Genomic DNA, 17,094 nt, shown 5'->3' with positions numbered 1-17,094 from the left:
TGCCCGTCTCTTCTCTAGCGGGCTGCCGGGATCGGATCCCGGCCAATTTGCTTGCTCCAGGCTAAAAACCGCTCTGTCATGCCCTGGAGGGAATAGTGCTGTTCTGCGTGGTGTCGGCAGTGGCTGCGGTCGATGCAATCCAAGTGTTCTACGGCCCTTGCTAAGGCCGCCACATCGTCCGGCTCTACCACCCAGCCAGTTTCTCCATCGCTGACAATTTCCGCCGGCCCGCCGCGACGGTAGGTGATCACGGGCACACCGCACGCCAAAGCTTCCACTGCCACTAGGCCAAAGGCTTCCACCCACTTGGGGGTCATGATCAAGGCCGAGCATTGGCCCAAGAGCCGCTGCAGCTGGGAGGTGGGCAAAAACCCCCGGTAGTCCAATTGAGCCCGTGGGTACTGTTCCCGAATCTGCTGCCAGTAGGCCGGGTCTTGCAGGTGGCCCAGGATCAGCACTGGCCTTCCCGTCTTCTCCGCCAGGGCGGCGCAGTCTTCCAGGCCCTTTTCCGGGGCAATGCGGCCAATCCAACACAGGGATCCGTTCCCCTTGGGCACAAACTCGTAGCGGCTGAGGTCGACGCCACAGGGCAAATAGACAAAGGGATCCCGGCCTGCCGACATCTGGGCGCGGGCAAAGGCAAAAGTCTGGGCTTGGGCTCGCGAGTGCACCGCCAGCCGACCTGGGTAGCGATGGGCAATGTGCTCCAGGACCTGATCCACAGCATCGCTAAGGGATCCCATGCTGAGGATATGGGCCACCGGTGTGCGGAAAAAATCGGTCAGGTAGAACGAGAGCCAGTCGTAGCTCCAGTTCACGATAAGCTCAAACTGCTCCTGCAGTTGGGCAGCTCGCTGCCACAGGTTGGCCACCAGAGAAGGGGTGGAAAAACAGACCGGCTGGTCGCGGCGCTGGCTCTGGGCATAGGGCGGGGGGAGGCCTGGGACGGTCTCGATAACTCCCTCCGGCAAGTCAGCACTGTGGGATCCCTCAGGCGCTAGCACGCGCACTTGGGCCCCTCTCTCAAGTAGGCTACGCGCCAAGTTGACAAGGTTGAGCTCCACCCCGCCGCCCGCCCCCGACCCAAGAGGCCCAACGGGGGTGGAGACAAACAAGAAGCGGCAAAGACGACCCATGCAGCCTTCCGGCCCAACCCCTTGCTGAGCTGGGCTAATCCCTGAGGGGGGGATCAGGTTCTAGACACGAAGATTTCCTCTTTCTCGACCTTAACCTTGTAGGCAGTTAGGTCGGCATCGGCTGGGCCGCGAATACGGCTGCCATCAGCAGCAAAAGCTGAGCCATGGCAGGAGCAGACGAAGTTCTTGCCCCGCCAGTCCACCTCGCAGCCAGCGTGGGGACAGGTTGCGTCCAGAGCCAGTACCGAGTCCGCTTTTTTGGGATCCTTGACCAGCCACAGCGTGGCAGTGTTGTTGCCGAAGGCGTTTTTCACCTTGAGGGGACCTTTCACCAGATCAGCAAGGGTTGCAACCTTTACAAATTTTGGCTCGGCAGCCCTGGGACTAGCAGGGGCGCCCTGCGCAAGGGCCCGGTCGAAACGGCGCCGCGTCAAAGCAGGCAGCAGGCCCACTAGCGCGCCCAAGCCAAGCGCTATCCAGCGCAGAAAACCACGACGGTTGCTGTACATGGCCACTAGATCCTCAAGACAAAGCGAAGCGTCAGCCAGGAACCTTCCCAAGGGGGTGCCAGCACATTGGCCACCTTCCAATTATGGCCTCAGCCAGCGCAAACCGCACTTTTGCAGGCTCTGCAAATCGCCGTGTGCGCGGCCCGCGGTTGTGTCCTGCCTTCGGAGAGGGCATGAGGTCGTTAACCAAAGCGCGAAATTGACATTCTCCCTGCCCTAAAGGACAGGGATTCTTTCTCAGACAGCAGGATGAATCCTGCCGGCTGAGCTACAAAGCGCTCCGCGCCGCCGTAGGCGAAAGAGCATGAGGTTTGAACCTCGGCCCTATGGGGGATGCCATAACCCCAACTACTGGGCCGGAGCCCAGATACGTTTGACTGCACGCTGCACTCTTCTTATGAATGGATGGAGCGACTGTTGCAGTCTAGCAAAAGCCGCCCTAAAGGGCGGGGCTTGTACCCAGTTTTCTTGGTCAACCTCTAGTGGCCTTTGGGATGCCCCCGAAGGTGTTGGCGGCGTTCCTCATATTCTGCGCGGGTGAGCAGGCCCTGCTTCCACTGGATCTCCAACTGCTGCTCGGGATCCCGGACTTCCCGACTTTTCGCACTGGTCCATTCCAGCTCGAGGAGATCCCGGTTGAAGCGGAAATCGAAGTCCTCATTGGTCATGGTGAGCAACCACAGGCCCTCCAGCAAGCAGAGAGCTCGCAGCCCATAGCTGAGGATCTGCAGGGGAAGAGAGGGAGCCCACACCATCAGCCCCACCAGCAAGTACACCCACCCCCAGCGCTTGTGGCCCATGTAGAAGCGCTGCAATCCCGGGATCACCACCCCCAGCACTGCCAACCAACCGGCTGCCTCGCGAACCAGCCGCTGGCGTGGCGGTGGGGGCGCCTCTCGGCCCTCGGCCATGCTCTGCCCTACCTACACCTGCCACCAGGCTAGCGCAGTTTCCAAGTCCTTGGCAGAGGGAGAGAGAACCCAAGCTCCAAGCGCCTTCCGCCTATACTTGATGGGGGCAGATGGAAAGCAAAAAATGGCGGAGCGGGAGCTAGCGGTGGCGATCCTGGCAGCGGGCAAGGGCACCCGCATGCGGTCGCAATTGCCCAAGGTGCTGCACAAGCTGGGATCCTTGTCTTTGATCGAGCGGCTGCTGCGCACAGTGCTGGCTCTGGAGCCCCAGCGCTGTCTGGTGATCGTGGGCTACCAACAGGAGCAGGTGCGACAGACTCTGCGAGAGTATCCCGTCGAGTTTGTAGAGCAGGCCCAGCAGTTGGGCACCGGACATGCGGTGCAGCAGCTTTTGCCTGTTCTAGGCGACTTTCAGGGGGATCTGCTGGTGGTCAACGGGGATGTGCCTCTGTTGCGGGTGGAAACCCTGCAGGCCCTGCTAGAACGCCACCGCCAAGTCCAGCCGGATGTGACGTTGCTCTCGGCTCAGGTGGCGGATCCCTATGGCTATGGGCGGGTGTTTTGCGACGCCCAGCAGCGAATCCTGGAGCTGGTGGAAGAGCGCGACTGCACCCCGGCCCAGCGGCAAAATCGCCGCGTCAACAGTGGCGTCTACTGTTTCCATTGGCCGGCCCTGGCACGGGTGCTGCCGAGTTTAGGGCGGAACAACGCCCAGCAGGAGTACTATCTCACCGACGCAGTTAAACTGCTGGAGAAAGCCATCGCCCTGGACGCTGAGGATCCGCGGGAAATCGTCGGCATCAACGACCGCCGCCAGTTGGCCCAGGCCCACCAGATTCTTCAAGAGCGCCTCAAAGAGGCCTGGATGGAGGCGGGGGTAACTTTCGTGGATCCCGACAGCGTCAGCCTGGAAGAGACGGTGGAATTGGCCCCCGATGTAGTGATCGAGCCCCAAACCCATCTGCGAGGGCCGTGCCGCATTGGGCCGCGCACCCGTCTGGGGCCGGGCAGTTGGATTGAGTCCAGCACCATCGGCTCCGATTGCCACATCCTCTACTCGGTGGTCAGCCACAGCCAGATCGGCAACCACGTCTGGGTAGGGCCCTACGCCCACATCCGCCCCAACAGCTGCATTGGCGACGGCTGCCGCATCGGCAACTTTGTGGAAGTCAAAAACACCCAGATTGGATCCCACACCAATGCTGCCCACCTGGCGTATCTAGGCGACGCCAAGTTGGGATCCCAGGTCAACATCGGCGCCGGCACGGTTATTGCCAACTACGACGGCCAGCAGAAGCACTTCACGGAAATCGGCGATCGCAGCAAGACAGGGGCCAACTCGGTACTGGTGGCTCCCCTCAAGGTAGGATCCGATGTCACCATCGCCGCCGGTTCCACCATCCCTGCCCGCTACCCTGTGCCCGACGACTGCCTGGTGATCGCCCGCGCTTACCCGGTGGTCAAGCCGGGCTGGCGACCAGGGATCTCCGCTGCTAGCCGCCCCCAGCCTCTACCCCCAGGATCCCTGCGCATCTACCCCTTGCGCCTCTTGCCCGGACAAGACCTGAAGCAGGAGCTGGAGCGCTTTGCCCGCCAACAACCCCTGCAGGCAGGCTTTGTTCTCAGCGCCGTTGGCAGCCTCCGCCAAGCCACCCTGCGCCTGGCCGACCAAACCGAGGATTGCCTGCTGGCCGAGCCCCTGGAGATCCTGTCCCTGAGCGGATCCCTCTGCCCGGACGGCGTCCATCTTCACCTTGCCGTTGCCAATGCCCAGGGCCGAACTTGGGGAGGGCACCTGCGCCCTGGCTGCCTCATCTACACCACCGCCGAAATTGTCCTCGCCGACAGCCTGGAGTACCGCTTCTCCCGCCAACTGGATCCAGCCACCGGCTACTTGGAGCTGCATATCGAAAAGGTGGCCAAGCAGCCGCTCCAGGCAGCGGAAGACACCTAAGCAGCGAGTATATTGGCTAACATAGCCTTAGGTCAGGACCACCCCGACTAGCCCTAAGGGTTGCTGGCACAAGCTGAGAAGGGGGGTATTCCCTATGCCCCGAGTGAGTACTGCCGAGGAGCTACTGGCAAGCTACGCTGCTGGCGAGCGCAACTTTCAAGAATCCAACCTGGTGGGCGTAGACTTGGTGCGCGCCATGCTGCAGGGGGCAAACCTGAGAGGGGCCAACCTCTCCTTTGGCAAGCTGAGTGGAATTAACTTGCAGGAAGCCGATTTGCGGGGAGCCGATCTCAGCTCCGCCAACCTCATAGGGGCAAACCTGCGCGGCGCCAACCTCTGGGAAGCCAACTTGATCGGCGCTGACCTTAGCTTTGCCGACCTGCGGGAGGCCAATCTCCATGGAGCCTACCTCTGGGAGGCCAAGCTAACCCGCGCCCAGCTGCAGGGATCTGACCTGAGCGCAGCCAAGTTGGGGGGAGCGGTGCTGATTGGCGCTGACCTGAGCGGAGCCATCCTACCCGATGGCACAGTACAGCCCTGGTCTGCTCCCTCGGCAAACAAGGCAGAATAGAACCGGCGCAAGCGGCTTTCCTATGTTTTTGCTATTTAACCTGCTCTTGACTCTGCTGCTGGCTTTGGGAGTGGCAGTCCTGGCTGGCCAAAACCCGACCTTGCGGACAGTGCAGTTTCTGCTGTGGCGCTCGGTGGAGCTGCCCTTGGGATTGCTCATCGCCGCCGCCATTGGCCTAGGCCTGCTGACCGTGGGGCTGGGCTCTTTTCTCTGGCCTGAACGCAGTTTTTCCCTTGTCGCCCGCCAGTTGCAGGAACGGCTGCAGCAACTGGAAACGCAGGAGCAGCCGCCTGCCTAGGGCGTCCCGCTGCTGGAATGGCCCGCACCTCCAAGAGAGGACGTAAGCTGAGAGAGTGTTCTCAGCAGTGCCTAGCCGAGGTGACAGCCATGCCTCATTCAGATCCGCGCGCCCTGCGCAAAGCCCTGCGCAGCTCCAGCACCTACTTTGCTAAAGGATTCGAAGAGTACAAGGATCAGGCCCAACGAGAGCTGCAGACTACTTACAAAAGCCGCCTAGTGGAGCAGATTCGCGCCCAGTCTTACCGCTATCAGCGGGGGGATATCACCATCCATCTAGCCAAAGCGTTTGGCTTTTGCTGGGGAGTGGAGCGGGCGCTAGAGTATGCCTACGAAGCTCGGCACCGCTTTCCCGATCGCCAAATCTGGATCACCAACGAGATCATCCACAACCCCCTGGTCAACCGGCACTTGCAGGAGATGGGGATCCGCTTCGTGGAGAAAGGCCCAGACGGCAAGAAAGACTTTTCCCAAATCCGGCCGGAAGATGTGGTCATTTGGCCCGCCTTTGGGGCAAGTGTCTCGGAAATGGAGTTTTTCCGCTCCCAGGGCAACGAGATTGTCGATACCACCTGTCCTTGGGTGTCTCGCGTTTGGAACCAGGTGGACAAGCACCGGGCTGCCCAGTTTACCTCCATCATCCACGGCAAGTACGACCACGAAGAGACCGTGGCCACCAGCTCCTTTGCCGAAAAATATCTGGTGGTGCTGAACCTAGAAGAAGCCGAATGGGTTGCCCGCTACATCTTAGAAGGCGGGGACCCAGAAGAATTTCGGCGGCGCTTTGGCAAGGCTACCTCCCCCAACTTTGATCCGGATCGGGATCTGGAGCGGATTGGCATCGCCAACCAGACGACGATGCTCGAGGAGGAAACCCGTGCCATAGCCAAGCTGTTTGAGATCACGATGCTGCGCAAGTATGGCCCCCAGGAGCTGGACAAGCACTTCATGAGCTTCAACACCATCTGCAACGCCACCCAAGAGCGGCAGGACGCCATGTTTGAGCTGCTGGAGCGGCCTTTGGATGTCGTGGTGGTTATTGGCGGGTTCAATTCCTCCAATACGACCCACCTGCAGGAAATTGCCCTCTCGAAAGGGCTGCCCTCTTATCACATTGACGGCCCCGACTGCATCCAACCGCCCAACCGCATCCGCCACAAGCCCCTCCACCAAGACCCAATCGTTACAGAAGGGTGGCTGCCCGACGGGCCAGTGCAGATTGGTATTACCTCCGGTGCCTCTACCCCCGACCGCGTTGTGGAGGAGGTGATCCTGCGCATCTTTGCCCTGCGCGAACAGCCGCAGACCCCTCCGCAGGGATCCCTTCCCCTTGGCTTCTAGAAGGCGTGCTCACCACTCTTTTTCAGGTCTACCTCCCCCTGCTAGGCTGGACGCTGCTGGGGTTTGCCCTTCAGAAAGGGCTCCCCTGGCGCCATTGGCTAAATCCCCAAGCGCTGGGCCGCTTCATGTTTTGGGTGGGGGTTCCCCTGGGCACCCTTGGGTTTATGCAGACGGCGGACCTCTCTGGCCAGCTCTGGGCGGCCCCTTTGGTCTGCTGGCTGGCCACAGGGCTAGGGTATGCCCTGGCCAGTGCCTGGCTGCAGTGGCAGCACCACACCTGGCAGGGGAAGAAAGAGTGGGATCCCTGGCTTTGGAGCAGAGCCCGGCAAGGCAGCTTTTACCTAACAGCCACCCTGGGAAATACGGGTTATTTGGGCTACCCCATCTGCTTGGCAGTGGGCGGGAGCGCCTACTTTGGCTGGGCTTTGTTTTACGACCTGTTGGGCACCCTCTTTACTGCCTACGGTCTGGGAGTCTGGGTTGCCAGCCGCTACAGCGCTTCCTTCACCCCTCCCTGGCAAGCCACGCTCCGCGTCCTAAGCAGTCCCACTCTCTGGTCTTTCTTTGTCGGCCTGGCAATGGCTCGCCACCCTCTGCCAGAATGGCTGACCCAAGGGCTGACTACCTTTGCCTGGAGCACGATTCCCCTGAGCTTAATCCTTTTGGGCATACGGCTAGCCCAGGTGCCGCACTGGGGATCCCTTCGCCCCGCCGCCGTGGCCCTCTTCATCAAACTTGTTGCCGTTCCCCTTTTGGTGGGCTTGGGGTTAGCCTTGACTCCCTATCCTCCTTTGGCCAAGCTGGTGCTGGTCTTGCAGACGGGTATGCCCCCTGCCGTTGCCACCCTGGTGCTTGCGGAAGAATACGACTTGGATCGCGAGCTAACGGCAACAACTCTAGCCGTAGGCTACGTGGCAGCCTTGCTGACTTTGCCGTTCTGGTTGCTGCTGTGGGGATCCTAGTAGGCCAAGTGCGACAAAGCCTGCTCCAGGTAACGATGCACTAGGCGATCCAACTCAGCCTCCTCCTTGGGCAACTCCTGCCCCTCCAGCCATCCCTGGAAGCCTGAGCTTTCCACGATGGCCTGCCGCAACGACTTCCAAACTGCTTGCAGGTGCGGTGCTGGATTGGGGCTGAGAGCAGGACTGGTCATGATCCCCGCCAAACAAGGTTAGCGCTAATCCTAGGATAGCCCAGATTCGGCTTGGCTTTGGTTAAACAATTGGCTGGGCTGCTGGATGCGCAGAGTTGGCCCCAAGGCATTGAGAAGGGCAACGCCGTAGCTGCGGGCAATGATGCGGCTATCCAGAATCGCCACCCAGCGTTGGGGCAAGCCAGTGGCCTCAGCTACTTCGGATCCCTGCCGCAAGGGAGCGACGGCTCGCTGCAGTTGACTGGCTGCCACCGGCAAAAGGTATTGGCGAAACCAGTCCTGCCGACTGCGCTGCAGATACTGCACTCGCGCGGCCACCCTGGGATCTTCCATCGAGGGAAACGGCAAGGTGGCAATGGCCAGCAGCTCCGGGCAAGGTAGGCTAGCCTTGTGCTGCAGCCAGTAGGACCAGTCGCAGACCAAGATGCCCTTTTCTCCTCGAAAGGGGCTATTCACCCGTACCCGCGAGCCAAACTCAGCGGCCAAAGCAGCTCCGACCTGCACCTGGAGGGGTTGATCCGAAACCAGCACCACCACAAAGCCCTGCGCCTTTGCAATCAGGCTCTTTAGCTCCTGCAGCAAGTGTTCCCGGAACAGAGGACTGTTGGGCAAGGGCAGCCACGGCAAATAGAGAGCCAAACTGGGCAGGGGCTCCCCCCCGGAGCGGATCCACTCTTCGCCTGAGCTAAAGCGTAGGGGCGTCAAATCCGGTAAGCCTAAGCGCCAGCGATAGCTTTCTGCCTGCCGATCCAAATCCAGCGCCTCGCCGATAATTACCACGGGTTGGGTAGCCCAGATGGGCGCTAGCCATTCGTGCAAAGCCACCGGGCTGTGGTAAAGCGTGAGGCGGCCGGTCTCGCGATTGGTTTCCGCCCACCAGACCCAGCGGGAAGCGGGATCCCCTTCGGCCCCAAGCCGCCGGCGGAGCTGATCCCAAGGATCCGGCAGCCAGCCGCGGTAGCTGGCCACCAGGGACAGCGCTACCTCCAGGTGAACCTGTTCGTCTGCCTGAACTAAGCAGCGGGAAAGGGGCCGTCGCAAAAGCTGTAGAGCCAACTGAACCTGGGCCTGGGAGATTCGCTCAGCCTCAGCAGGAAAGATCTGCCGAAGTTGCTGCCAGTGGTTGGCTTCGATGGTTAGGGTTAGCGCTTGGTAGGCCCACTCCTCCAGGTCTTCGGCGCCATCCAAGATCAGCGGGATCCCGGTTGGCATCTCTGCTCCCCTCAAGCGCGCCTGCAGCCAATCCAGGGGATCGACCAACAGCAGCCCTTGAAAGTCGGCATCTGGCCAGCGATCCTTTTGCAAAACCGGTTTGTGCAACTGCAAAGTCTGCTGCAGCCAGGGGATCTCCTCCCCCAGAATTTGCGCCTGCACAGACGCTGGGGCACACAGCAAGGTACCATGGGGCCACATCAAAGCCGGCAGCAGATAGCTGAGGCGGTGCTGACCCCCGCTCGGCACCTGGATCAAGGTGCTGCGCCCCAGCCGCAATCCCCGGGCCACCATGCGGGCCATCGTCAACTGATGGGGCCACCCGGCATCGGGAAGCTGCCGCAAGAGCTGGCGCAACTGTTGGTGGACTTCAACCTCGATCACAGGGATCCGCCACAGACGCTCAGGTGAACTAGCCTATTCTAAGGTGGGGAAGAAAACCAAACGACACCTCTGGGGTGAGCGATGTCGGGTGTTTCTGAGGTTCCCACGCCCTCGTCCCTGCTTGGAGCCGCCCAGGCGGGATCCCTGCTTTTGGATCGCTCTGGGTGGGGCCGCTTGCGGATACAGGGATCCTCCGCCCTGGATTACTTGCACAGCCAGAGCACTCAGGATCTCAAGGCTCTTAAACCTAGCCAGGGGGCAGATACCGTGTTTGTTACCCCCACAGCAGGGATCATAGACCTGGCGACGGTCTACGTGGAAGAGGAGGCCTGCTGGATTTGGACTTCGCCGCAGCGACGTCGCCTCTTACTGCAGAGCTTGGGACGCCTGTTGCCCTTCGTGCGCGGGGCCCAAATAGCTGATGCAACCGACCAGACTTTTGCCTTTGGGTTAATTGGCCCGCAGAGCCAGCGCCTCCTCGAGAAGGTGGTGACCTCAGAAGGGATCCCGACAAAGCTATACGAGCACCGCCAGGTGGAGATTCAAGGGATCCCTGTCCATTTGGCTTGTGGCAGCGGCCTTGCCCAGCCGGGATTTACCCTCTGGGGGGCCAGCGAACACAAAGCCGCCCTTGCTAGCTGCCTGCAGCAAGCTGGAGCGGAGCTGGCCTCAGCCGAACTTTGGGAAGCCCTGCGCCTGGAGGCCGGTCGCCCTGCTGCTGACCACGAGCTGACCCCCGACTACAACCCTCTGGAAGCCGGCCTATGGCACGCCGTTTCCCTCTCCAAGGGGTGCTACATTGGCCAGGAAGTCTTGGCCAAGCAGGTAACCTATAGGCGCATTCGCCAAACCCTCTGGGGGATCCGCCTCCAGGGCGAGGCCCAGCCTGGTGCCGAGATTGTGCGCCAAGGGGAAAAGATCGGTGTGCTAACCAGCGCTGGCTCCACCTCCCAAGGCTACTGGGGCTTGGGCTATGTGCGCACCAAATTCGCGCCCGCCGAAGGATGGGAGGTGGAGGTTGGTTCAACAACCGGCCTCCTCACCCGCCCGCCCTTTTTAAGCTTTCCTCCCGTTGTTTGAGCTAGAGATCGAAATGGCGGCGAAAGCGGGGATCCCACCTGTCCTTTTTGCGCTGATTACAGAGTTTACACAGCGTTTGCAAGTTGCTGATGTCGTTGCTGCCGCCTTGAGCAAGGGGAATGATGTGATCAACTTGGAGCTGCACCTCTGGAGGCGACTTGCCGCAACTGCGACAACGGAAGCCATCCCTTTGGAAGACGTACTCCCGCACAGCTGGCGGGATGAGGATGCGCTGGTTCCTTTTCGTTTCCCTCATAGCGGGTCAAATCTAAGTAGCTCGCAAGTCGTCTAGTGGAGAGGTGGCGGCGTCAATGGGAAGGCGATCATGATCTAAGGTTTCGGAAGCCGAAGTTTGATCTCCAGGAACAAACTCTAGGCAAATTTTGATCGAAACTTGTCCAGAAATCCATGCTCGACCAGGTCGTATTATTCGAGAGTTAGTTCCACTTATTAAGCTCATTATATCGGTACTAATCTTCTTAGAATCAAGGTGCTTATTTATTGAATCTCTGTTGATGACAAGAAAGGATACAATTGCTTCATGTAGAGCACTCGGGAGGTAAACTTGCTCACCGACTTGAACCACAGTTTGCGTATCGGTAGATTTGAGAAGCATTGGCTCAGCCATGGTAGAAACTCCACTCCACCTAGTCCATTTTAGGAACCTACATCTCCCCGAATGTCATCCAAAGGGGATCCACCAGTTCCCAATTCTGGCTGTTCCGACTCAAACTCAACCACCAGCCTTAGCCTAACTCTGCCAGGGGTCCACGGTGAGCCGGAGCGCAAAAGTATGGCACGAGTTCCTTCATCGTTAATTATTTCGCTCAAGTTAACCTGTGGAACTGAGATTTCTCTGTCGCTAAGTTTGTTATATAAGCTGGGTATGAAGCTACTGCGAACAACGTCCGAGCATATTCAAGCAAACTCCTGCGAGTAGATCAGTCGTCCTCCTATGTCGATGACAGTATTTTGGGAAGTATCTAGCTCAACAAAGCGCTCCTGAGGCTGATCATTACTTAACACTTGCCTAACCTCTCCTGCGTCTTGCTAGTCTGGGCTACCCCTCACTTTCCCGCAGGTTATCCAGAGGGGATCCACCCTGGCTCTCTGAGCCTCCATCATCCGGCTCAAAGTCTACCTCCACAGCTAGCCGCAGCCTTACTCTACCGGCTTGCCAACCTTTACTGCCTGGCAGCAAGAGATGACAATTAATCCCTTCACCAAACCAGTCAGCTTCTTCCAGCTTAGCTCTTCTTTCTTGGGCAGGTCTTCTTGGGCCGCTCTCACCAAGCTAGCAACTCTAAAAGTTTCTCGCCTGGAGACAATCCCTTTTGGGTACTGACCTAGAGGCATCACCCTAAATCCCACACTTCTAGCTGGGGATCCAAAAACAGGCCTCTCTATCTCAGGTCATCAAGTTAGATCGTCAAGGATACCATCTAACTCTGCAAAGCTCTCCGCTGAAGATGCAGTGCTTGCAGGAGCAGACACTTGATCTGTGTTTCTCTCGCTTGAGCTTTCCGAAATCTCAGTCGACTCTACAGTGGCAGAGGAATCAGGGAGAAGAATCAAGGGCAGCATCTCACGATTGAGGCCCAAAGCTTGCATGCAGAGGTTAATCCCAGAGGCAGCTCGGTTGTATTTGTCTATGTTTGCCTCCAATTCTTGCAGACGCTGCTGGTTAAGGGCAATTTTTTCTTCGGCCTCTTTTCTCAAAGTTGCCTCCATAAACTGCTTCGCCTCAGGGTACTTTTGCAAAATCTCATCAGCTATCTGCCTAGCAACCGGCAACAGCTGAGTCTTGAGAGTGTTGTTGGTTTCCTGACGGAAGTTAGAGCGTATTGTCTGGCCAACTTTTGGCTCAAAGTCAAGCTTGAGTAACTGCCGGATCCCAGGCTCAGCGTCTCGAATAGCAGAAATGTCGTAGGATTGGGCAGTTTGCTTCAAAACTTCGCGAAACTGGTAAATCGAGAAAGTACCCTCATCATAGAAGCGAGGACTCTCTCTCAAGTACCGGTCACACTCTTTTCGAGCACCGCTGACCAGGGAGGTGCAAACTTTGTCCTTAACCTCTAGGAGCTTCTTCTCTATTTCCCCATCAGACCCGAGCAGACGGAGTAGCTGCTTGTAGTAATCTGAGCTACGCACTCGATCGATAAGCCGGCGGAAAGAGTTCTCCACAACTGTAATGGCGGATTCAACTAGTATATCCTCTAGGTGGTTCGAGAGATAGTAGAAGGCCTCAACCAAGACAGCTAGAAATGGGGCTGTGGAGTTACGCTGATGAATACGAACAGCTTGGCTATAGGTGCCATCCACGGAGAAGGTGTCTAGAAGTTCATCCAGCCTACGCACCATCTTGGCTTGCAACTTGCGAAAATCAGATTCAAAGTCTTTATCCATGCCGTTAATAATTTCGTTAACCATAGTTTCAATGTGGTCATAAAAGTCTTTTCCTATCTTGTTTAGCTGCTGGTTGATAAGCGTTAGCTCATACTCAATCATGCCACTGACTTCCCTAGGCTGACTGTCTAATTCCCTGTAGAGATCAAGATAAGACTTTCTAAGCTCAACACAAAGGGGCCGCAAGTCATTAGCAAGGTCTAGAAACAACTGCGGACGCTTTTCTTCTGTTAGATAACGAGTAATCCCACTACGAAACTCTTCTATGCCGCTATCCTCGATCATGTAATCAACCAAAGGCATGCCCCACTCGCTGAGGATTCGGACATAGTTATCTATAGGCGTTTCGTAGCCATGCACTAGAGGGCGAAAGGGAGTGCCAATCAGTCTTCCCGAGCTACAGTACTTGACAAACTCCATGACAAACTGAGGAGTCTGTTCCTTACTGCCCAGTTCCCTTATACTTTCTGAGAAGATCGTGTCTAAGCCAAATCTGTTCCCTCGGCCAGTTCCCTTGATCTGTGAGCAGTAGAAGCCAAGCAAGGCGCTTGTCTTGAATATACGAGCTCCACGGAATTGCTGATCAATGGTTGTTTCTAGTCGCTGCCTTAGCTGCGGGTTGTACCAGGTTTCATCAATGCGGTTAAACACATAAAAAACTCGGTCTCGAATGCTGCTATTACTCTGGATGAGCTCAATAAGTTCTGTTTCCTCCTTAGTTAGCTCGCCAGTTGAGGCGCATTTGAGGACACAGACAACTGCGGAAGTATCTGGGTGAGCAATTTTTTGATATGTACGTTCAGCGTCTGCTCTAACTGGTGCATCAATACCAGGAGTATCGACGATAACATTTCCGTCCTTTAGTAGAGGATGATGACAGTAGTACTCGATCTTCCGCAAAACCGCACTGTTGGCACCTCGACGGGCAAAACTTGCAGCTTCTTTTAGGTTGCCTAAGTTAAGCTGCTCCATAGAGAATACTCCGTTTTCAGTTGGGTAGATCCTGACACGGTTTTGCTGAAAACCTTCAATCAACAAGCGCAGCGCATCTGCCTGCTTTGCCCGCTCTGACTTGCTCTTGCCGCCTTCTCGTTGAACAATGGCCTCAGCTTGCTCCTTGAGGCGACTGAGTGTAGCCTCCTCTAAGCCGTTGCCACTAGGGAGCGCTAAGCCTAGGCGACCGCAAAAAGCAGCCATTTGTTCCTGCACCTGCTGCTCGCTGAGGAAGGTCAGCACTACTCTTTCGGCATCAGGTTCTGCATAGGAGATGTAGCACTCGGTTCCTGTGGCGTGTCCTTCAGCGCTGTAGAGAAGCTCCCTTTCCAGTAAGGCATTGATTAACATCGATTTGCCAGCACTGAAGGCACCAGCAAACACAATCTCAAAGGTTGGAGAAATTGCTTTGCTCAGTGAAGCCTGAACCCGCTTTGTGTCTTGCTTACTTGAAAGCGTGGGATCCTGCTGCCAGAGGTTGAGAATGGCTTCAACTTGTTCTCTTAAGTTCTCACACTGGGGTGGGAGCTGCATGGTCATAGCGGGAACCTCCGAAAAGCTGGGAAGATTATAACCCGCTAGGCCTTGAGGTGAAGGCTTTCACGCTACTTTTTTCCGGTGAGACACTCACCCCACGCTCGACGGCTGACGGAGGCGTTCTTGCAGTGCGGGACCTAGCCTGCTACGGCAAAAAGCTCACTCCACTCCCGCCTGGGAACACCGGGCTTAGCGATGATCTCAAAGATGCGGTCCTTCGCCGCTGGCTGAAATAAGCTTTCAACAGCCACTTGGGCTACTTTGGTGCGAGGAATGCTGCCCTCAAATAGAGTGTCTGGTGGAGAGAGGACAATGCCATCCTCGTTGTCTTGGTTCTTCAGGCCCCCTGGCCGAATGATGGTGTAGGTGAGGCCGCTTTTTTGCAAGTACTCTTCGGCTTGCTTTTTCCACACCAAAATTAGCCAAAACAAATTGAGGGGGTGGAACAGCCGAGAAACACACAGGGAGGAAATTAAAACAAAGTGCTGGATCCCTTTGGCTTTGGCTACATCCACTAAGTTTTTGGTGCCCACATAGTCCACTCGGTAGGGCTGCAAGGGATCCCAACTGGGCCTGGCTCCCGTAGCACAGAGCACCACCGTGCATCCCTCCATACCAGCCTCCAGCGTGGTCGGATCCAGCACGTCTCCCACCACCACTTCCGCTTTGGGGGGCAGAACCTGAGCGGCCAACTCGCGGCTGCGCACCAACGCCCGTACCGGGATGCCGCGATCCACTAGCTCTTTGACAATACGCCGCCCCGTTTCTCCCGTAGCCCCTGCAACAAAAGCTTTCATCCTTTCCCTGCCAAGCTGCTCTGATTGCCCGTAGCTGCCCAACTTCTGGGCTAGCCTTGCTAACTATCTTCTCAAAATTTGCCTAGACCGGGATGACAGAAGCAGTTAAGCCTCAGGCCTGGCATGAAAAAGTGCTGAAAACTTTGAAGGCAACTTGTTTTGCAGTTTCACCGCAGGGGCTTGGCTACATCCCCAACCCTAAAGCCCGAGCCGCTGAGGATGCGGCCAACGCTGGAGCTTGTGTCCACCTCTGTCAGTTGAATCTGCCCGGCTGGCTCGGTCAATTTACGCAAGACTGCTCCTGTGGCCGGATCCTTAACCTCGCGGACAACCCGCTCCACAGAAAGGATCAATCCCACGCGGTAGCCGTCGCGGCTGCCCTTGTTCAAAATCACCTGGTTGCCGTAGACATCGGCCACTAGGGCATCAACCGTTGGCAAAGAGCGGGGCTGGGCCGCTAAGCGTTCGGCAAAGCCGGCCAGCTGCTGGGCAATTTGCTCCACCGCCTGTTGGCTTGCTAAAACCAGCAGCTTCTCTTCATTGCTGGTAGCAGATCCGCCGCCAAAGCCGGCCACTGCAACCGTGCTATCCGACTGGCTAGCGTTGCCTTTGCCCTCAACCACGGCTAAGATCTCGGCAGTGCTGGTGCTCACCAGGCGGGCGTTGAGCTGCACGTTGGCATCGACGTCCACCGACTCAACCCCCACTGCTAGCGGAAAGTTGCCAAAAGGGGTTAGAACCGGTGCCCCCCCTCCAGAACGACGCACTGCTACATCAAACTGGGTTACACTGCCGAGGATCACGGCATCGACTCCTAGGATGCGGCCCACCTGAGCAGCAGTGTTGGCGTCCAGTAGCCCAGATCGACCCAGGTTCTGCTCGGCCAAGACTGCATCTAGCCGCGAGCGCTCGATGACGGAAAAAGTGCCATCTCTCACCAGCCGATCCACCAGCAGATCGCTCACCCCACGGGCAGCCTCACCCAGGCTATAGAGAGAGCTGTAGGAATTGCTGAGGCTGCTGAAATCAAAATCCAAAACCGCAACGCGAGGGCGAGCGGTGGGCTGCGACGCTTGCCCAACCTGGCTGGGAGCAGAGAAATTGCAGCGAATATCTTGAGGAAATTGCTGGCAGAGAGAGGGGTTAGCAGATTGGGCGGCCGCTGGGATCCCTGTCCAACCTAAGCTGACCAGAGGGATCCCAAACAGCAAGATGGAAAAGAGGCTGTGCATGGTTGATCGATCTCCTAGAGGAGAGTGGCCGCAGTTGATTCTCAGCTTGCACCCAAAGGCGTCTCCGGGCAGTGGCCGACGTCGCCTGGCCGCCTGTTTTCAGAATACCGATTCAAGGCTGTTGGCAAAAGGGATTGAGAAGGTTTGCGTAGAAGAGTTGACAGATCTCAACAGCTAAGATTGGGCGGAGGTGCTCGCCCTTGGGGAGTTGGCGGAAAAAGCTTGACCCGCTTCATTGAGCCGGGTTCAGATTGGGATCGAGGGTGCAAACCCAGTGGTAGCCTAGTAAAGCTGTGTTTTTGTACAAGCTATGCCTGTTCCTAAGAAGAAAACCTCCAAGGCCCGCAGTCGCAGGCGGTATGCTGTTTGGCTAGCCAAAGCCAAGATCCACGCCCAGCGAGCGATGACCATTGGGCGCGCCATTCTCAGCGGTCGCAACACCAGTTTCTACTACCCCAAAGCCAAGTCTGAAGAGGAGGAGGGAGAAGAATAGAGGCTGGCAGGGGGGATCCCCATAGCTCAAAGAGTGGTTTACATTAAGGTCAAGCTCTCCTAGGAGCCATTCTGTTGCCCCTAGTCTT

At 57.5% G+C, this 17,094-nt stretch carries 19 protein-coding genes and 1 pseudogene; 8 read left to right on the top strand and 12 right to left on the bottom strand.

All coding sequences use genetic code 11. The features are described from left to right. Nucleotides 1–14 precede the first annotated feature (14 nt). The 3 genes from NW808_RS04895 to NW808_RS04885 form a co-directional block, all read right to left on the bottom strand. Complete coding sequence (locus NW808_RS04895; RefSeq protein WP_414420472.1) at nucleotides 15–1,136, bottom strand: glycosyltransferase family 4 protein; 1,122 nt, start codon at nucleotides 1,134–1,136, stop codon at nucleotides 15–17. A 53-nt stretch (nucleotides 1,137–1,189) separates the two neighbouring features. Next, complete coding sequence (locus NW808_RS04890; protein ID WP_414404817.1) at nucleotides 1,190–1,645, bottom strand: ubiquinol-cytochrome c reductase iron-sulfur subunit; 456 nt, start codon at nucleotides 1,643–1,645, stop codon at nucleotides 1,190–1,192. Between the two features lie 479 nt (nucleotides 1,646–2,124). Further along, nucleotides 2,125–2,556 (bottom strand): SHOCT domain-containing protein, encoded by a 432-nt coding sequence (locus NW808_RS04885; protein WP_414420471.1) that lies wholly within the window; start codon nucleotides 2,554–2,556, stop codon nucleotides 2,125–2,127. Nucleotides 2,557–2,680: 124 nt separating this feature from the next. On the opposite strand from NW808_RS04885, the pseudogene glmU reads away from it, so the two are divergent. The 6 genes and pseudogenes from glmU to NW808_RS04855 form a co-directional block, all read left to right on the top strand. Next, nucleotides 2,681–4,030 (top strand): annotated as a pseudogene (glmU, locus tag NW808_RS04880) (bifunctional UDP-N-acetylglucosamine diphosphorylase/glucosamine-1-phosphate N-acetyltransferase GlmU); the annotation flags it as partial. Beyond that, the gene (locus NW808_RS04875) at nucleotides 4,013–4,510 is read left to right on the top strand and encodes a PPC domain-containing DNA-binding protein (protein WP_414404953.1); all 498 of its coding nucleotides are present in this window, start codon (nucleotides 4,013–4,015) and stop codon (nucleotides 4,508–4,510) included. The pseudogene glmU and the gene NW808_RS04875, both read left to right, overlap by 18 nt. Nucleotides 4,511–4,604: 94 nt before the next feature. Then, complete coding sequence (locus NW808_RS04870; protein ID WP_414394253.1) at nucleotides 4,605–5,081, top strand: pentapeptide repeat-containing protein; 477 nt, start codon at nucleotides 4,605–4,607, stop codon at nucleotides 5,079–5,081. Between the two features lie 22 nt (nucleotides 5,082–5,103). Next, nucleotides 5,104–5,379 carry a lipopolysaccharide assembly protein LapA domain-containing protein gene (locus tag NW808_RS04865; RefSeq protein ID WP_414394255.1) on the top strand — a complete coding sequence of 92 codons (276 nt, stop codon included), beginning with the start codon at nucleotides 5,104–5,106 and terminating at the stop codon, nucleotides 5,377–5,379. 89 nt (nucleotides 5,380–5,468) lie between these two features. After that, entirely contained in the window at nucleotides 5,469–6,719 is a 1,251-nt protein-coding gene (locus tag NW808_RS04860; RefSeq protein WP_414420470.1) for a 4-hydroxy-3-methylbut-2-enyl diphosphate reductase, read from the top strand. A 5-nt stretch (nucleotides 6,720–6,724) separates the two neighbouring features. Next, nucleotides 6,725–7,681 (top strand): AEC family transporter, encoded by a 957-nt coding sequence (locus NW808_RS04855; RefSeq protein WP_414420469.1) that lies wholly within the window; start codon nucleotides 6,725–6,727, stop codon nucleotides 7,679–7,681. Here the strand turns inward: NW808_RS04855 and NW808_RS04850 are convergent. Then, nucleotides 7,678–7,872 carry a hypothetical protein gene (locus NW808_RS04850; RefSeq protein WP_414394261.1) on the bottom strand — a complete coding sequence of 65 codons (195 nt, stop codon included), beginning with the start codon at nucleotides 7,870–7,872 and terminating at the stop codon, nucleotides 7,678–7,680. The genes NW808_RS04855 and NW808_RS04850 overlap by 4 nt on opposite strands. A 30-nt stretch (nucleotides 7,873–7,902) precedes the next feature. After that, a complete protein-coding gene (locus tag NW808_RS04845; RefSeq protein WP_414420468.1) occupies nucleotides 7,903–9,468 on the bottom strand; it encodes a hypothetical protein in 1,566 nt (521 codons plus the stop codon). Between the two features lie 81 nt (nucleotides 9,469–9,549). Between NW808_RS04845 and NW808_RS04840 the strand changes: the two genes are divergently transcribed. Further along, the gene (locus NW808_RS04840) at nucleotides 9,550–10,548 is read left to right on the top strand and encodes a YgfZ/GcvT domain-containing protein (protein WP_414420467.1); all 999 of its coding nucleotides are present in this window, start codon (nucleotides 9,550–9,552) and stop codon (nucleotides 10,546–10,548) included. A gap of 1 nt (nucleotide 10,549) precedes the next feature. On the opposite strand, the gene NW808_RS04835 is transcribed toward NW808_RS04840, so the two are convergent. The 7 genes from NW808_RS04835 to NW808_RS04805 all read right to left on the bottom strand — a co-directional run bounded on the left by NW808_RS04835 (nucleotide 10,550) and on the right by NW808_RS04805 (nucleotide 16,513). Then, nucleotides 10,550–10,804, bottom strand: coding sequence for an HNH endonuclease (locus NW808_RS04835; protein ID WP_414404811.1), 255 nt, complete (start codon nucleotides 10,802–10,804; stop codon nucleotides 10,550–10,552). A 12-nt stretch (nucleotides 10,805–10,816) separates the two neighbouring features. Next, nucleotides 10,817–11,164 carry a KGK domain-containing protein gene (locus NW808_RS04830; RefSeq protein WP_414420546.1) on the bottom strand — a complete coding sequence of 116 codons (348 nt, stop codon included), beginning with the start codon at nucleotides 11,162–11,164 and terminating at the stop codon, nucleotides 10,817–10,819. 41 nt (nucleotides 11,165–11,205) lie between these two features. Next, entirely contained in the window at nucleotides 11,206–11,466 is a 261-nt protein-coding gene (locus NW808_RS04825) for a KGK domain-containing protein (RefSeq protein ID WP_414420545.1), read from the bottom strand. 142 nt (nucleotides 11,467–11,608) lie between these two features. Further along, a complete protein-coding gene (locus NW808_RS04820; RefSeq protein WP_414420466.1) occupies nucleotides 11,609–11,749 on the bottom strand; it encodes a KGK domain-containing protein in 141 nt (46 codons plus the stop codon). 215 nt (nucleotides 11,750–11,964) lie between these two features. Then, a complete protein-coding gene (locus NW808_RS04815) occupies nucleotides 11,965–14,487 on the bottom strand; it encodes a dynamin family protein (protein ID WP_414420465.1) in 2,523 nt (840 codons plus the stop codon). Between the two features lie 134 nt (nucleotides 14,488–14,621). Continuing rightward, entirely contained in the window at nucleotides 14,622–15,281 is a 660-nt protein-coding gene (locus tag NW808_RS04810) for an SDR family oxidoreductase (RefSeq protein WP_414404808.1), read from the bottom strand. A gap of 167 nt (nucleotides 15,282–15,448) precedes the next feature. Beyond that, nucleotides 15,449–16,513, bottom strand: coding sequence for a CsgG/HfaB family protein (locus tag NW808_RS04805; RefSeq protein WP_414410333.1), 1,065 nt, complete (start codon nucleotides 16,511–16,513; stop codon nucleotides 15,449–15,451). 310 nt (nucleotides 16,514–16,823) lie between these two features. On the opposite strand from NW808_RS04805, the gene NW808_RS04800 reads away from it, so the two are divergent. Then, on the top strand, nucleotides 16,824–17,006 hold the full coding sequence (locus tag NW808_RS04800) for a 50S ribosomal protein L32 (protein WP_414394282.1): 183 nt from the start codon (nucleotides 16,824–16,826) through the stop codon (nucleotides 17,004–17,006). Nucleotides 17,007–17,094 lie beyond the last annotated feature (88 nt).

The sequence above is a fragment of the Synechococcus sp. W70.1 genome, from assembly GCF_047461515.1.
In the GTDB taxonomy this organism is placed as follows: Bacteria; Cyanobacteriota; Cyanobacteriia; order Thermostichales; family Thermostichaceae; genus Thermostichus.
Note: the sequence above shows the minus strand (reverse complement) of the source record. Positions and strands in the feature narration are given on the sequence as shown.